Annotated in this window: 11 protein-coding genes; 3 read left to right on the forward strand and 8 right to left on the reverse strand. The window is 71.6% G+C overall.

Translation table 11 applies throughout. The features are described 5' to 3' along the window. Positions 1-4: 4 nt before the first annotated feature. From AB0D12_RS18675 to AB0D12_RS18700, 6 genes are all read right to left on the reverse strand, one after another. Entirely contained in the window at positions 5-724 is a 720-nt protein-coding gene (locus AB0D12_RS18675; protein ID WP_362683561.1) for a class I SAM-dependent methyltransferase, read from the reverse strand. Then, entirely contained in the window at positions 721-2,079 is a 1,359-nt protein-coding gene (locus AB0D12_RS18680; protein WP_362683564.1) for a condensation protein, read from the reverse strand. The genes AB0D12_RS18675 and AB0D12_RS18680 overlap by 4 nt, the downstream gene beginning before the upstream one ends. After that, the gene (locus AB0D12_RS18685; protein ID WP_362684070.1) at positions 2,076-6,296 is read right to left on the reverse strand and encodes an alpha-(1->3)-arabinofuranosyltransferase family protein; all 4,221 of its coding nucleotides are present in this window, start codon (positions 6,294-6,296) and stop codon (positions 2,076-2,078) included. Before AB0D12_RS18685 ends, AB0D12_RS18680 begins: the two co-directional genes overlap by 4 nt. Positions 6,297-6,345: 49 nt before the next feature. Beyond that, on the reverse strand, positions 6,346-7,116 hold the full coding sequence (locus tag AB0D12_RS18690) for a class I SAM-dependent methyltransferase (RefSeq protein ID WP_362683567.1): 771 nt from the start codon (positions 7,114-7,116) through the stop codon (positions 6,346-6,348). Next, complete coding sequence (locus tag AB0D12_RS18695; RefSeq protein ID WP_362683570.1) at positions 7,113-8,279, reverse strand: glycosyltransferase family 4 protein; 1,167 nt, start codon at positions 8,277-8,279, stop codon at positions 7,113-7,115. The genes AB0D12_RS18690 and AB0D12_RS18695 overlap by 4 nt, the downstream gene beginning before the upstream one ends. 176 nt (positions 8,280-8,455) lie before the next feature. Further along, on the reverse strand, positions 8,456-9,403 hold the full coding sequence (locus AB0D12_RS18700; protein WP_362683573.1) for a DUF3068 domain-containing protein: 948 nt from the start codon (positions 9,401-9,403) through the stop codon (positions 8,456-8,458). A gap of 165 nt (positions 9,404-9,568) precedes the next feature. Between AB0D12_RS18700 and AB0D12_RS18705 the strand changes: the two genes are divergently transcribed. Together AB0D12_RS18705 and AB0D12_RS18710 are read left to right on the forward strand one after the other, a co-directional pair. Beyond that, positions 9,569-9,733, forward strand: a complete 165-nt coding sequence (locus AB0D12_RS18705) for a hypothetical protein (RefSeq protein ID WP_362683576.1) — start codon at positions 9,569-9,571, stop codon at positions 9,731-9,733. Between the two features lie 25 nt (positions 9,734-9,758). Then, positions 9,759-11,000, forward strand: a complete 1,242-nt coding sequence (locus tag AB0D12_RS18710) for a helix-turn-helix domain-containing protein (RefSeq protein ID WP_362683579.1) — start codon at positions 9,759-9,761, stop codon at positions 10,998-11,000. A gap of 52 nt (positions 11,001-11,052) precedes the next feature. Here AB0D12_RS18710 and AB0D12_RS18715 read toward each other — a convergent pair whose 3' ends face one another. After that, entirely contained in the window at positions 11,053-12,387 is a 1,335-nt protein-coding gene (locus AB0D12_RS18715; protein WP_362684073.1) for a helix-turn-helix transcriptional regulator, read from the reverse strand. Positions 12,388-12,525: 138 nt separating this feature from the next. On the opposite strand from AB0D12_RS18715, the gene AB0D12_RS18720 reads away from it, so the two are divergent. Further along, positions 12,526-13,878: a M64 family metallopeptidase gene (locus AB0D12_RS18720; RefSeq protein WP_362683582.1), complete on the forward strand. Its 1,353-nt coding sequence runs from the start codon at positions 12,526-12,528 to the stop codon at positions 13,876-13,878. 152 nt (positions 13,879-14,030) lie between these two features. On the opposite strand, the gene AB0D12_RS18725 is transcribed toward AB0D12_RS18720, so the two are convergent. Further along, positions 14,031-14,723: a sigma-70 family RNA polymerase sigma factor gene (locus AB0D12_RS18725; RefSeq protein ID WP_362683585.1), complete on the reverse strand. Its 693-nt coding sequence runs from the start codon at positions 14,721-14,723 to the stop codon at positions 14,031-14,033. Between the last annotated feature and the right edge of the window lie 132 nt (positions 14,724-14,855).

Consider the following 14,855-nt stretch of genomic DNA (forward strand, 5'->3'; position numbering starts at 1 on the left):
GGCCCTACACCCGCCTGGCGTGCACCAGGAGGATGGAGGCCAGGGATGGCGCGGCACAGGCGGCCCGGTCGACCGGGCGCAGGGGGCGCGGGACACCGTGGAAGGGCGCGCCGGCCAGGGTGACCACCTCGAAGCCTGCGGCGGTGAGGAATCCCCGCAGGGCGCGGGCGGTGAACAGGCGTAGATGGCCCACCACTTGGGATCCCGGGCGTCCGTGAATGCCGCGCAGGCTGACCTCCGAGAACACGGGCTGCACCCCGGCGGCCAGCAACACCCGGTTGTACCAGGCGGCCAGGTTCGGAGTGGAGAGCATCAGATGGCCACCCGGTTTGAGGATGCGGCGCAGTTCGTCGATGGCGCTGTCGGGATCCACCAGATGCTCGATCACCTCGCTGAAGAGCACGGCGTCGGCACTCGCGTCGGCCAACGGCAGCCCGCCCGACGTCAGTTCACCCCGCACCACATGGTTCATCCGGGTGGCGGCCCGGCGCAGCGCGTCCTGGGACCAGTCGATACCGACGATCCGGTGATCGCCAAGGAGTGGACCCGCGGTGGCCGCCGCGGAACCGTCGCCGCAGCCGACGTCGACGACGAGGGCGGGCTCGGGGGGCAGCACTCGGGCCAGCATCACTGCCTGGCGCCGGGTGCGCTCATCGCCGGAGGCGACGGGGACGGCCGGGTTCTCGTAGAACTCGCGCAGTCCCGCGGGGAGAGTTCCCGTCATGACCCGTGACCTCCTGAATCGGCCGGCAGAGCCGCCATGGCGGCCAGATACTCCGTGAAGAAGTCGCACAGCCGTTGTCCTGCCGCGTCGTCGAGGAGAGCGCGCGACCAGCGCAGCGCCAGATGCAGCCGTCCTCCCGTGCTGGCGGTGGTCACGGTCAGCCCGCGCGGCATCGCGGCGGGAGCCGAGAACCAGACGGCCTCCGCCCGGCCCGCCTCCGCGAAGTCCAGCGGGTACGGAATGCGCCCGATGTTGCTGAGCAGCGTCGTCGAGGTCCAGGGAGCGGCAGCCCGTCGAAGGCCTCGGGTCAGGGCGGCCCGCATCCTCACGGGCAGGGCGGGTGCTGTGAGGAGGGCTGCGGCGTGGCCGAGTTGGGGGCGGGGTGCAGACTTCAGGGCGCGGGTGCGTTCCGCGGTGCGGTGCAGCAAGGCGGCGAGAGCCTCGGGGCCGGGCTCCGGCGCGCACTCCTGCGCCCCGAATCCGACCTCCACGAGGCGGGTGCCGTTTCCGATGGGCATCTCGGCGCCGCGGGACCGGTCGTCGACGGGCATGGTGATACGAACCGGTCGGGGCGGGGCGTCGTGCAGCCGGTTCCAGCGGGCGATCATCAGGCAGGTGGTGACCAGAAGTTGGTCGTTGACGGTGTAGCCGGCCCCGGCCGGCCGGCGCGGCACCGGCAGCTCGGCCAGCAGCAGTCCGTTTCCGCCGGCTGACCCCCGGGCATCGGTCGCCGGTGCCACACGGGCGGGCCGGGCCGGCCCGCCCGCGCGGCCGGGCGGCGGTGGCCCCGGCCGCCCCGTCGAGCCGACGGGATTGCGTACGGGGGAGGTCGGGGAGACAGCGGCGCCGCAGTACAACTCGGCGGCAGTGGCCAGCACGCGCAGACAGGCGGGCCCGTCCAGGGCGGTGTGGTTGAGCGTCAACAGCAGCACACAGGAACTGCCCGTCGGCGACGGCCTCACCACCTCCAGCCGGACGGGCGGGGAAACGGACAGCGGCGGAGCCTCGGCCAGCGCTCTGGTCCTGGCCCGCTCCAGCGCACCGGGCCCCGGCTCCGGGAAGCCGATCGGATCCACGTCCGGGGTGCCCGTCAGCTCCCATTCGTAGCGCCGCCGGTACCAGGGGCCGTTTGCCTCGCGCACCAGAATCCGCGGGTGCCGGCGCAAGGCCTCGTCGAACGCGGCCCGAAGCCGCTCTGGATCCGGCTGCCGGGGCAGGTGCACCTCTATGTGTACGGTCTCGGGCTCCTCCTCGCGCAGACAGTGCCGGGAGATCTCGTCGACGACCGGGAACGGAATCCGGTCCGGAGCGGGCTCGGGCGGCCGCCCGGGCCCGGCCGGTTGCAGGGCGGTCATCTCGGCGGAGCCTCCCTTGGGTTGAGTGCCGCGTTGCCGGGCGGTTCAGCGTGGGGCGCAGGGCCCGGAACGGGGCGCCCGGCAGGGCCGTTTGCGGACCGCACCCGTTGGGGCAGGGGCTGCGGGTCCGGTGCCGCGGCGGCAGGTGTCGCCCGTACCCGCCGGTCCACGGTGACCACGGCGGCGCACAGCGCGATGAGCGCCGGCAGTTGGGCCGCCGGGCCGAACGCGCCCCGGCCTGCGGAGACCGGATCGCCCGCCCCGGTCGCGGCCGCGATCCCGGCGCCGGCCATCGCTACCAGTGCGATCGGCACCAGCAGGGAGTGCCGCAGACGGGCAACTACCGCAAGCGCGGGGACAATCAGCGCGAAGAGACCCGCCACGACCGCGACCACCAGGGTCAGCGCGACGCAGCCCAGAACCCATCCGGGCGCCGGTGGGGCCATCGGGGCGGAGACCGGGGTGGAGTCCCGGCGGCGTATGAGTGCGAGACCCGCCAGCAGGGCCACCGCCACCGCGCCGCCGATCATCCCGATGTCGTAGAGCAGCACGGGTTCGTACTCGAGCTCGACCGTGCCGCCCGCGCCTGCGGGGATCAGCCAGGCCTGCTGCCAGCCGTCGATCCGCAACGGAATCAGCTTCTTGCCGTTCAGGGTGGCTTTCCAGCCGTCATTGGCGTTCTCGTACATCTGGAGGTAGCCGGCCTCGCCCGCGCCGACGGTCACGGACCGCCGGTCGCCGTGCCAGTCGGCCGCGGTCGCCGTCCGCTGTTTGCTCAGGGCGGGCGGGCGGACCTCGCCGCGGGTCAGTGTGATGTCGGTGAGCGCGAGGGGACCTTCGTCGCCCGCCTCCACCTGGTGCAGTCCTCGGCCCAGCGGAAGAGTGCCCTCCCGTGTACGGCAGAGCGTGACCTCGACTGGCCGGCGCTCGGTCAGATCGCGCACCGTTCCGGACGCGCTCGTCGCGTGCAGCGTGCCGTCGACGGCGAGGGGCGGACCCTCGCCGCACGGCACGGAGAACCTTGAGCGCGAGGCCGGCGGTGGTGTGCGCAGTTCGGCGAGTGCCGGAATGTAGACCTCGCTGAGGCCGACCGGCAGTTGCATCGGGTTGTCGGCGACGGGGTTGTGGACGGTCAGCGGCGCTGCCCGGCTGATGGTGATGTCGAGCCGGTCCGTGGTGATCGGCTCGAAGCGGGCCAGGCCGTTCTCGTCGACGGCGGCCGTCACGGCGCCGTTCGGGGTGCTGATCAGTATTTGCTCGGGCCGGGTGGAGAGTCCGCCCGCGGCCGCGAGGACGATCTCGTCGATGGTCTTCCGGCCGGGCCAGCGCAGATGAATGACCGGCCGGTCGCCGGCGATCCATGCGGTGGTCAGGTCCTCGTCGACGAGATTGCGCGGGCTGAGGCCGTTTCCGAGCCGGCTGGTCGAGTCGGCGGTCGCCGTGATCCGCCGCCCCTGCCGCGGATCGGCACCGGTGACGAGCCGGTCCAGCGCCTCGCCCGGCACCGGCAGCGCCTTGGCCGTGACGGCGAAATCTCCGCCCCGGCCGACGCCGAACCGGCGGTGCAGGCCCTCCTCGGCCGAGACCGGCGAGAGACCGCCCGGGTCACTGCCGCGATGGAGCGAGAAGACCTCGGCCCGGGCCTCGTTGTCGTGGGCGTCGGTGGGAAGCCGGAGCAGCCGGGTCACCTGGACGCCGGGTACGGCGACCTCGCTTAAGCCCGCGCCGCCCAGTCCGGCCTTGGGGGACTGGGCCGCCAGGACGGTGATCTTCAGCCACTTGGCCTGCCCCGCGGGCGCCTTGACCGGCTGCGGGTTTCCGTTCGGTGCCAGCGGGCTGTCCTCGAAGCCCTGGTCGGTCTCGATCCGTACGAGTGTGGGGGCGGCCCGCATTCCGTCGCCGGGCAGCGGGGTGAGCTGAAGCGAGGCGGGAATGCCGGTGGGCGAGGAGAAACCGATACGGAGCCACTGGCCTGCGGCGTTTCCGGCACTGCCCTCGGCCCACGCGGTCCCAGGGTTGCCGTCGAAGGCGTTCACGGGGTCGTACTGCGGCAGGTGGAACAGCCAGTTGCCGCTGCTGGATGCGGTCACCGACGCGGCCCCCCGCAGGACGGCCGTCGTCTGATGTCCGGTGCCCTTCGTCGGGAGGATCTGCCGCGGTCGCTCGCCCGGGTCCTGCAGGCTCCCGGAGGGGTTCCGTTCGTCCGCGGTGTAGGTGTACGAGGTGTTGCTGTTGACGAGCCCGAAGCGGGTGTCTGCGCGGCGTAGCCCGTCCGCGACGTACTGCGCCGCGGATGTGCCGAGCCCGGGGTGGTTGTCCCCGGTGAGCACGGTGGGCCTCTCCCGCAGGCGCGGATCGGCGGACAGTTGCAGCAGCGCTTCGGGGCCGCCGCTGACCACGGCGGTGTCGGCGACCGCCTGGAGGCCGACCTGTCCTGGCCGCCGGGTGTTGCCGGCGGGCTCGTAGATCTCGACAGCCTGCATCCGCGGGAAGATGCCCTGGACCTGCAACGGTGTCCCGCTGGGGATCCGGCCGCCGGTGAGTACCGGGTTGAATCCGGCGACCCTCCGGTACCCGGAGGCTTCCAGGGTGCGCTTCACGGTGATCGGCGGGACGTATCCGATCTGGTCCGGGTCGAGGTCGTTGCGCACGACGACGAAGTAGAGGCCGGCACGTGACAAGTAGTCGCGCAGGCCCGGCACTTCACTGCCGCTCATGAGGGCCTGCTCCACCGCGTCCATGGCACGCCGCGAGCCGGGCGTGCCGAAGGGCACGAAGTCGCGCTGCGCCCAGCGGGTGTCGGCGAGTACGTCGAAGGGCTGGTCGATGGGCGAGCCCCAGGTGTAGAGGCCGTGGGCGGTGGCGGGGACGACGAGGGCGCGGCTGTCGGGGGAGTTCTTCTCCAGCCAGTCGGCGGCCTTGGTCCACTGGCCGGGCAGCTTCTTGAAGGCGCCCGGTTGCAGGACCGTCCCGTTCACATACGGCCAGGCCAGGCCCGGTAGGACCAGGAGCGCGGCGATGAGGGGGGCGTGGCGCCGGGCGGGGAACGGCCGGGCCCCGTGGCTCTCGCTTGCAGTCGCCACCAGGTGCATCAGCCCGAAGGCGAGGGTGAGAGCGAGCCCGGGTTGGAACTTGTAGATGCTCCGGAAGGGCCGCAGCGGCCCGTTCAGCCAGTCCCGAACCGTGTCGTGGAAGGGGGCGCCGAGGGAACCGGCGTATCCGGCCAGGGCGATCAGGACGACAGCCAGCACGGTGAGCAGCAGCCAGCGGCGCTCGGGCAGATCGCGCCGGGCCAGGCCCGCGAGCCCCAGCGCGGCGGCGAGCGCCGAGCAGAGGATGGTGATCGTCGCGGTCGCCACGGTCCAGCCGGCGGGCAGCCAGGCTTCGCCGAAGTGGAGGTAGGCGACCCAGTTGCCGGCGCCGCGCAGCAGTTCGGTCGCCGACATCGTGCCGGTGGTGGTGTCGGCCTGTTCGACGTACGGCATGAAGTCGTCGCCGTATACGCCGAGCAGCAGCAGTGGGACCACCCACCAGGCGGTGGCGAGCACCACACCGGGAACCCACCAGGCGATCAGGGCGCGCTTGCGACGACCTGCCGGGCGGCTGAGCAGATAGAGCCCTACGGGCAGCAGTGCGGCGAGTGTCGATGCCGCGTTGACTCCGCCCATGAAGGGGATGAGCAACGCGGACGTGGCCGCGGCCACCCGTGGGCCGGTGCGGGTGCCGGTGAGCGGCAGCAGTACCCACGGAAGCAGCGCGCCGGGGAGCGCGGCCGCCGATGTGGAGCCGACGACGATGGTGTAGGTGGGCCACAGCGCGTAGCCGACGGCGCCCAGCAGCCGGGTCCGTGCGCTGCCGATGACCAGGCGCTCGGCGAGCCGCAGGGCGCCCCAGAACGCTGTGGCCACGATCAGCGAGAGCCACAGCCGCTCGGCCAGCCACACCGGGATGTGCGCGAGGTCGGTGAGTGCGTAGTACGGGAGGGTCGGGAAGGCGTATCCCGCGTACTGGTTGGCGAGCCCGCCGAATCCGGCGCGGCTCTGCCACAGCTCCCCGAGGTCGCCGATGAACCTCCATGGGTCGGCGACCACTGCGAGCTTGGTCTCGAACGTCATCCTGCCCGGTGACACGGAGAGGAACGCGACGAGGACCGCAGCCCAGAAGGCCAGCAGCCACGATCTGCGGCGCGGCCCGCCGCCCGGCGGCGGGGGCGGCACGGTGGGCCGGGGCCGGCCGGGCCGGCTCGGGGGGAGGGTCAACGTCGTCTCAGCCACGGGTGGCTCGCAGTGGGCTGTTCATCGCTGCTGCCGTTTCTGTTCGGCGCCGGAGGATGAGGAGGAGGTTCCAGGTGGCGATCTCGCGCAGGCCCGGGACGCGGGTGACGGCCTGTGCGAGGAACGGCCAGTACCGCGAGCGGGCCGTTATGAGAGACACGTCCTCGCGGGCGCGGACCTGTCGCAGGGTCGGACCGATGTGGATCGTGAACAGGTTCTCGCCGAGGGCGTGCTTGGCGGGGCGCCCGGTTCGTCTCAGGTACCGGGCGCGGGCGCGGTTCGCGCCCAGGTAGTGCCAGGGTGCCCACTCGTGACCGCCCCAGGGGGAGAGCCAGTTGGTGAACGAGACGTAGATCAGCCCGCCCGGACGGGTGACGCGGATCAGTTCGCTGAGGAAGGTCTGCGGGTCGGCGACATGTTCCAGCACATTGGAGGAGAAGCAGATGTCGGCCACGCCGTCGGCCAGGGGCAGCAGATAGCCGTCGGCGACCACCGAGCCCGCGGGGAGGATGCCCCGCGCGCCCAGTTCCCGCAGGTCGGGCTCGAAGAGAAAGCTCTGTGCTCCGCGCCGCCGGAACTCCTCGGTGAAGTGGCCGCGTCCGCCGCCCACATCCACCACCAGCCGGTCGCGCAGGGGCATCTGCCGCTCGAGCTGGTCGGCCGCGTCATGGGCGAGCAGGGTGTAACACCGGTCCGGGTCGGACTGCTCGCCCATGAACGCCCGGAAGAGAGTGAGGGACCTGCGGATGGAGGGGTCCTTCACGGCCGGTCCATCCGCCGTGGCGCGGCCTCCGCGGCCGCCGCCCGGAACTGCCGGACCGTGGCGCCCCAGCGGAAGTGCGCCGCCCGCTGCCCGGCCGCCCGGCCGAGCGCCTCGCGCCGCTCGGGGCTGAGCGCCAGCGTGCACCAGGCCGCGGCGAACGAGCTCTCGCCGCGGGCCAGCACGCCGGTGACGCCGTCGTCGATCGAGTCTCTGAGTCCGGGCACGTCGAAGCCGATGGCGGGCGTGGACCGGGCTGCCGCCTCGGTCACCACCAGCCCCCAGCCCTCGACGAGCGAGGGGTGCAGCAACACCCAGGCCGCGCACAGCAGCCGGTGCTTCTCGGCCTCCGAGACCCGGCCGGTGAAGGTCACGCCGTGCCCGGCAAGAGCCTCGAGCCGGGCGCGTTCCGGCCCGTCACCGACGATGACGAGCCGGCCTCCGGTGACCGGTCTGACCCTCTCCCACAGACGTAGCAACAGCTCGATCCGCTTGTACTCGACGAGGCGTCCCACGGCGAGGAACAGCGGCTCTGCCGATCTGGGGGCGAGCGGGCCCGGATCCTCGACACCGTTGTGGACGAGCCGGATCCGCTCGCGCGGGACACCGAGGCTCTGGAGCGCGTCGGCCGTGGAAGGTGAGACGGCGACCAGCAGGTTGCCGCTGTGGGCACGGGTCAGTGCCCAGCGCTCGAGCCGTCTGCCGAGCCGGGCGGCGGGGCCGGGGAAACGCTCGGTCCAGATGTCGGTGTGCACATGGTTGACCAGGCAGAGCGTAGGCCCGCGGTGCCACAGCGGGGCGAGGTACGGCATGCCGTTGCACACTTCGACGAACAGGTCGCAGTCACCGACCTGCCGTTCGAAGGCGCGGCGGGCGCGCAGGAAGTGTCCGGCGTCCCCGCCGGCCGAGATCACGCGGTAGTCGCGGAAGGCGGCGGGACCGCCGCACAGCAGCGTGACCTGGTGGCCGTGGGCGGTGAGCCCGTCGGCGATACGGTCGATGAGCAGTTCGGAGCCGCCGGCGGCCGGGTTGCCGAGGTCGCGGCGGGCGAGGAAGACGATCCGGCGCGGATGCGGAGGAGGGCTGGAAGAAGGGTCGTGCTGCGGAGACTTCGGCCGGTGGTGGGGGAGTGGCGCGCGCAACATGGGGGGTACGTGCTGGGGCATTCGAGCTCCAACTCGCCTTGAGGTGCGGGACGGTGGGGGGCGTTGGGGGCACGAGCGGTCCGGGGCGGGGTGGGGTGGGGTTGGTAGTGTCCGCCCGGCTGTTCGATGCCGCTACTCACGGCGGTGACAAATTTGGCCTGCTGTGGAGCTGACGCTGCGTCACATTATGCGCATTACTAGGGATTCGGGCGTTCCCTGCCGCGCACGACGAGCGCGACACCGGCGGCTGCCAGCACGAGCCCGGCCGCTCCTGCGCCGATCGGCGCGATGTCACCCAGCGCCCGCAGTCTGCCGCTGTCCGACTTCGCCAGTGCCACCATCTCGCGCTGGGTGTCCTGGGTGAACTCCAGCCCGGCGCTTTCCAGCAGAACCACCTTCGCCTCATCGGCACCGGGGGCGCGCAGTGTCTTGCGGGGAGCGATCCTCGCGTTCATGATGCGGCCGGTCCGCCGGTCGACGACGAGCTCGATACCCTTGTTGGCGTACCACTCCTCGGCATGCACCTGGCTCTGCTTCGGCAGGCCGACCAGCCGCCCCGGTACCTGGCGGGTGCCCGTCCGGGTGTCGTTCACGGATCCGGTGAACCGATAACCCTCGTAGCCCGCGATCTTCTTGGTGCCCTTGAACTCCAACCGCACAGTGGCTCCGAGCGTGTTGTCCCACCAGAGATAGCCGCGCTTCTGCACGTCGAAGGGGAACTTGAGGTAGGCCTCGCCCTGATACTCCGGCGTCTCCCCGCAGCAGTGCACCGGAGCATTGGTCCTGCGGTCGGTCACCCAGCGCTCCAGCGTCCACTGGTAGGACCTGCGCGGGTCGCGGAAGGCCAGCGTGTCCGGCGTGTCGATGGCTGTGGACACGTCCCACACCGCCCGCCCGCTGCGCTCGCTCGCGGCGACATCGCCCAGCACGCGCCGGGTGATGGTGATCGGTTTGTCCCTGACGGGTCTGACGTTCCTGGTGTCGAAATACTCGCCGGTGCCGGTGAACACCGTGGTGACATCGACATCGGTCGGGGTGCGTTCGGCGCGTGGTTCCACGTACCGGGCGAGCATCGGAGCCAGTACGAGCAGAAAGACGCCGACACCCAACAGGACCAGCGACAACGGCGAAGCGGTACGACGCATGGGGGGCACTCCCGGGCCGATGGTGGATTCAGGACGGTGCGCGTCTGTACGGGCCGGGACCGTAAGCGCCCTCTTGACGGAGTGTCAATGCCCCTCACAGACTGGGCAATCGCCGAGCCGGGGCCGTGGGGCGGGGTGCCTTCCGACCGAAAGGCTCCCTGGACCATGCACAGACTCACCGCTGCCGTGCTGACCGCCATGGCCGCCGCCGTCCTCGCCGTGGGGGCTGCCTTCGGCATCGTTGCCGCCCTGAACGCCACGCCCGAGCAGCCCAATGTGCCCCTCGTCTCGTTCGAGACGGGTCGGCCGACAGCATCCCCGCAGCCGTAGCCGACCAGCAGCGAGGGAGGAAGCCATGCCCGTGCGCACGGCCTGGCGGGAAGTACCCCGTCTGCGGGCACGTAGATTCGCAGCCCTGGCCATGGCCGAGGTGCCCGCACTCGCCCAGGTCATCCTGGTGGAGATTCGCAAGGAGTTCCCCGGCCTGCCGCTCGCCGTCGACGACTCGGGCGAGCCCATGGCGCTGATCGGCATCCGCAGGGCGTTGGAGGACTTCGTGGACCACCTCGTGGTGGAGGAGGACCGGCCGGACGGGCGTCAGCTGGAGGTCTTCCAGGAGTTCGGCCGCGGCGAAGTGCTGCACGGCCGCAGCCTGGACTCGCTCCAGGCCATCTACCGGCTCGGCGTGCGGCTCGCGTGGCGTCGCCTCGCCGAGATCGGTCAGCAGGTCGAGATCCCGCCGCCCGCCATGTACGAGCTGGTGGAGTCGGGATTCGAGTATCTCGACGGGCTCGTCGCACAGTCCGTACGCGGCTACGTCGAGGCCGCCGCCCGTCAGGCCGGTGAACGGCTGCGGCTGCAGCAGCGGTTGATCAGCCTGCTGCTCAGTGAGCACCGTACGAAGCCCGCCGACGCCCTCGCCGAGCATGCCGAGCGCATCGGCTGGCCGCTGCCCGAACAGGTCGCCGTCGGAGTACTGCTGCGACCGGCCCCGGAGTCCGTCGCCCCGGCCGTGGGCCAGGACGTGCTGCTGGACATGGAGTACGAGCAGCCGCGCATGATCGTCCCCGAGCCGGACGCGGCAGGCCGGCCGGAACTCCTGGAGCGCGCGATGACGGGCTGGTCCGGCGCGATGGGACCGCCGGTTCCGCTCGCCGAGGCGGCCAAATCGCTGCACTGGGCCTGCGCCGCCGTACGCCTGATGGAACGCGGGCTGCTCCCGGCCGGCCAGGTCCTGCAGTGCACGGAGTACACCGAGGCGCTGGTCCTGCTGCCGCCCGAGGAACTGATCGAGGACCTGGCCCGTCGCTGCCTGGCGCCGCTCGACCAGTGCGCCCCGGCGCACAGCCGGCGACTGGTCGAGACGCTGCTTGCCTGGCTGGAGACACGTGGCGGCGCCCCCGAGGTCGCGGCACGACTCGGCGTCCATCCGCAGACCGTGCGCTACCGATTACGCCAGATCCGCGCACTGCTGGGCGACGAGGTGGACGATCCGGACCGGCGCTTCAAGCTGGAGCTGGTGTTACGCGCCCGCCGCCTGCGCGATGCGGGGGTGGCCCGTTACGCGGGTGAACCCCTGGAGGGCGGCGGAGGGTGACGTGGAGCAGGAGTCGCGGGTGCATACGAGCGGTGGTGGACTGCACTCGGCGCTACGGGATTGTCGGAGCCGCCGGGGCCGGTCCCAGGGTTGTCGTGCCGGGGGCTGCCCGGTGGCCCAGTCCCGTGCGGTACGCGTCCAGAGCGGCTTCGGTGCGGCTGCTGCGGCGCAGTAGGTCGCCCAGCAGACGGCACAGGTCGGCCAGGTCACCGCTGGCCCCGCTGCGCTCCAGCAGGGCCAGCGCCAGGACGTAGTGCTCCTCGGCGGCCTCGGCCTCCCCCCGCTCCTCGGCGATCAGACCGAGCAGCCGGTGCGCGCCGCCCGCGTGCACCGCGCCGTGCTGGTCGCCGAGTTCCAGTAGCGCCGACAGCAGGCCGGCCGCCTCGTCGTGCCGCCCGAGCCGCCGCAGTACATCGGCCAGCTCCACCTCCACCTGGGCGGTGTAGAGCACAGCACGCTTGGCGGCCAGCATGTCCCGGGCGGTGCGCAACTCCTTCTCGGCCAAGTGGAGTTCGCCGTTCTGAGCCTGAACGTAGCCGCGCATCCAGTGGCAGTGCGCGAGATCGGTCCGCAGCCTCAGCTGCCGGTAGATGGTCTGGGCCTTGGCGAGCGAGGCGTCGGCGTCGGCCGTGCGTCCTTCGGCGAGGAACGTACGGGCCACCTGCCGGTGCATGCTCGCCACCAGTGCCGGGTCGTTGACCTGCGGCGCCAGGGCCAGGGCGAGTTCGGCGGCGTGCGCCGCGCGGGCGTGGGCGCCCATGTCGATGTATGGGCCGATGACAGCGGCGTACAGCAGTACCAGGGCCTCGGGGTCGGCCAGTCCGCTTGCGCCCAGCTCGGCGATGGTGGACTCGAGGAGATAGCAGGCGTAGCGCAGCTCCCCGGCCAGGAGGTGCGCGATGGCGCGGCCCCGGATCGCGCGGGCGCGGCGGGGCAGCGGTTCACCGGCCAGGAGTCGCTCCGCCGCCTCGAAGTGACGTCCTGCGTCGGCCAGTTCACCGGTTTCCAGCGCGCAGTCGCCGAGTCCGAGCAGCGCCTCGGCCTGCTCGGGAGCGAGGTCGAGGTGTTCCGCGTCGGTGAGGAGACGACGGTAGCTGACGGCAGCCTCGTCGGCGGAGCCGGTGGCGAGCTGCTGCTGGGCATCGGTGAGGGCGAGCCGCAGCTCGGTGGCCAGATGCGCGGGGCGTCCGGTGGCCAGCTCCTCGAACGACGTGCCGAGCCGCTCCGCGAGGAAGCGCAGCGCGGTCTCGGAGGGCCGGACCTTGCCGGACTCCAGTGTCGAGATGTACGCGGGGGTGTATGAGGGATCGGCCAACTGTCGCTGTGTCAGGCCGCGTTGGTTACGCAGTCGCTGCACCCGGCGGCCGATCTCGGCCGGTTCGTCCATGGGGACCCCCTGGTTCTCGAACTCCCCAGTATTCATGGGCAGTAGGGATTGCGCACGTCCTGTACCTCCGCCTAATTTAAGCAAATCGTTCATCGCATTTACTCAGACACTTAACTTCCGCATCAGGGGGAGGATTTCATGCGTTCAGCACGGCGCAGAGTCATGGCGGCGATCGGCGTGGCCGCGGCCCTCGCGGCCGTACTCGCAGCCGCACCCGGCAGCGCGGCCGCGGATCCGGCGCCGCCCGGCAGGGCCGGGGTGCAGGTCGAGATACCCGGGCCGGAACACGGCACAGCGGCCGGATCCGGCCACACGCGGGTACCGGCCGACGGCCGGAGCCGGCCCGCGCCCCGGCTCTCGGCGGCCGAGGAAGCCGCCGACGGCGAGGTCACCAAGCTGGTGGACAACGGCTCCACCGCCGACCGGCTGGACATCGTCGTCGTCGGGGACGGCTATACCGCCGCAGAGCTGGGCCAGTTCCACACCGACGCCAAGGAGAAATGGGCCGAGGTCGCGGCCGTCGAGCCGTACACGACGTACCAGGGCCTCTTCAACGTCTGGGCGGTCGATGCCGTGTCGAACCAGTCCGGCGTCTCGGGCGACCCAAGTCCGTCCGTCGTCCGGGACACCGCCCTGGGCTCGTATTTCTGGTGCGACGACATCGAGCGACTGCTGTGCATCGACCAGGACAAGGTCGACGGGTACGTGGCGAAAGCGCCGGAGGCCGACTTGGTGCTCGTTCTCGCCAACAGCGCCAAGTACGGTGGCGCGGGCTACAACGAGCCGAGCGCGACCCTCGGCTACGAGGGCATCTCGACCGCCTCGGCGGGCAACGAGAAGTCCGGCCAGGTCGCCATCCACGAGACCGGCCATTCGCTCGGCAAGCTCGCCGACGAGTACTCCTACGCCGGCTACCCGGGCTACGAGGAGTACACGGGCCCCGAGCCCGACGAAGCCAATATCTCCACACTGGCCGCCGGGGACATGGCCGGGCAGCGCGCCAAGTGGCACCGCTGGCTCGGCGAGCAGTCGCCCGACGGCGGCACGGTCGGCACATACGAGGGCGGAGGCTACTTCGTCACGGGGCTGTACCGGCCCACCGACAACTCCCTGATGCGTTCTCTCGGCAAGCCCTTCAACCTGCCCGGTGTCGAGGCGATGATCGCCGGCTTCTACCGCCATGCGCGGATCGTCACCGCGGTCACCCCCACCGATCGCACCCTCCGGCTGGGAGACACCGCGAAGGCCTCCGTAGCCCGGCTGACGGGTGCGGACGGGCGTCAGCTCAGGATCCGCTGGTATCTGGACGGCAGGGAGTTGAAGCCCTTCGCGGGCCGTACTCAGGTGCGGGTGTCGGACCTGGTCCTCAGGCTGCTCGACCTGCGCACGCACAAGTTGTCGATCACCGCTGAGGACCGTACGCCTTCGGCGCGAGACCCGAAAATCGCCGGAACGCTGAATTCCACCGCCAGCTGGAAGATCCGGCTCTGACGCCACCCTGCCCGAGCGGTCCGACGCGGACTCCCGGGCAGCGGCGGACAGTGGGCACGCAGCGGGCCGTCCGCTCTCGTCAGGTGTCACGAGGGGGGTGCTGATGCGCAGCAGCGGATCAGCGCCCCCCTCGGCGATTGACCTCTGGGTGCTCAGGCCGCCGCAGCGGCGAGAGCCGGCGCTCGGCCGGCTCGCGGACGGTTCGGGATCAGTTGCTCCGGCCTGCCTTGAGCGGTGGGAGTCTCGGCTTCCCTGAGTAGTTCGATCAGTGAGGTGCGGGCGCGGGCCACGCGTGAGCGGACGGTGCCGATCGGGCACCCTATGGTCGCGGCGGCATCCGCGTAGGGGAGCCCGAGGAGTTGGGTGAGTACGAACGCTTCGCGGCGTTCGGCCGGGAGGACCGCCAGGAGTTCGGCAAGCGCGATTCCGTCCTCGAAGCCGGGCAGGTCGCATGGCTGTGCCCGTTCGGCGGCGGACTGCCAGTCGTCCCTGTCCGACACCTTGGGGCGGGCGGCGGTGTAGCGGAGGCTGTCCACGACGGTGCGCCGGGCGATCGAGAGCAGCCAGGTACGGGCGGAGGAGCGGCCCTCGAACCGGTGGAGGCTGCCGAGTGCGCGCAGAAACGTGTCCTGGGTGAGGTCGTCGGCTGCTTGGGGGTCGGCGCTGAGGTAGGCCACATAGCGCCAGACGTCGCGGTGCAGGGCGCGGACGAAGCGGTCCACGGCGTCGGGGGCGCCGTCGCGTGCGGCGAGCGCCAGGCGCGTCACCGGTTCGTCGGCACCGTGTGTGTGACGCGAGGGCCTTGCGTCGGCGGTGGCTCGGTGTTGGGGCAGGGCAGGGGTCATCGCCTGATGTCCTTCTGGAAATCCGGGAACCGGCACCGCGCGGTGGGGCGGGCCGGTGAGTCGTACGGCACTGCCGATGGGCGGCGCCGATGCCCGAGACGCGCGGTGGCACACCAGCACGTTCGGGAAACC

The sequence above is a fragment of the Streptomyces sp. NPDC048479 genome (assembly GCF_040651435.1).
Taxonomy (GTDB): Bacteria; Actinomycetota; Actinomycetes; order Streptomycetales; family Streptomycetaceae; genus Streptomyces.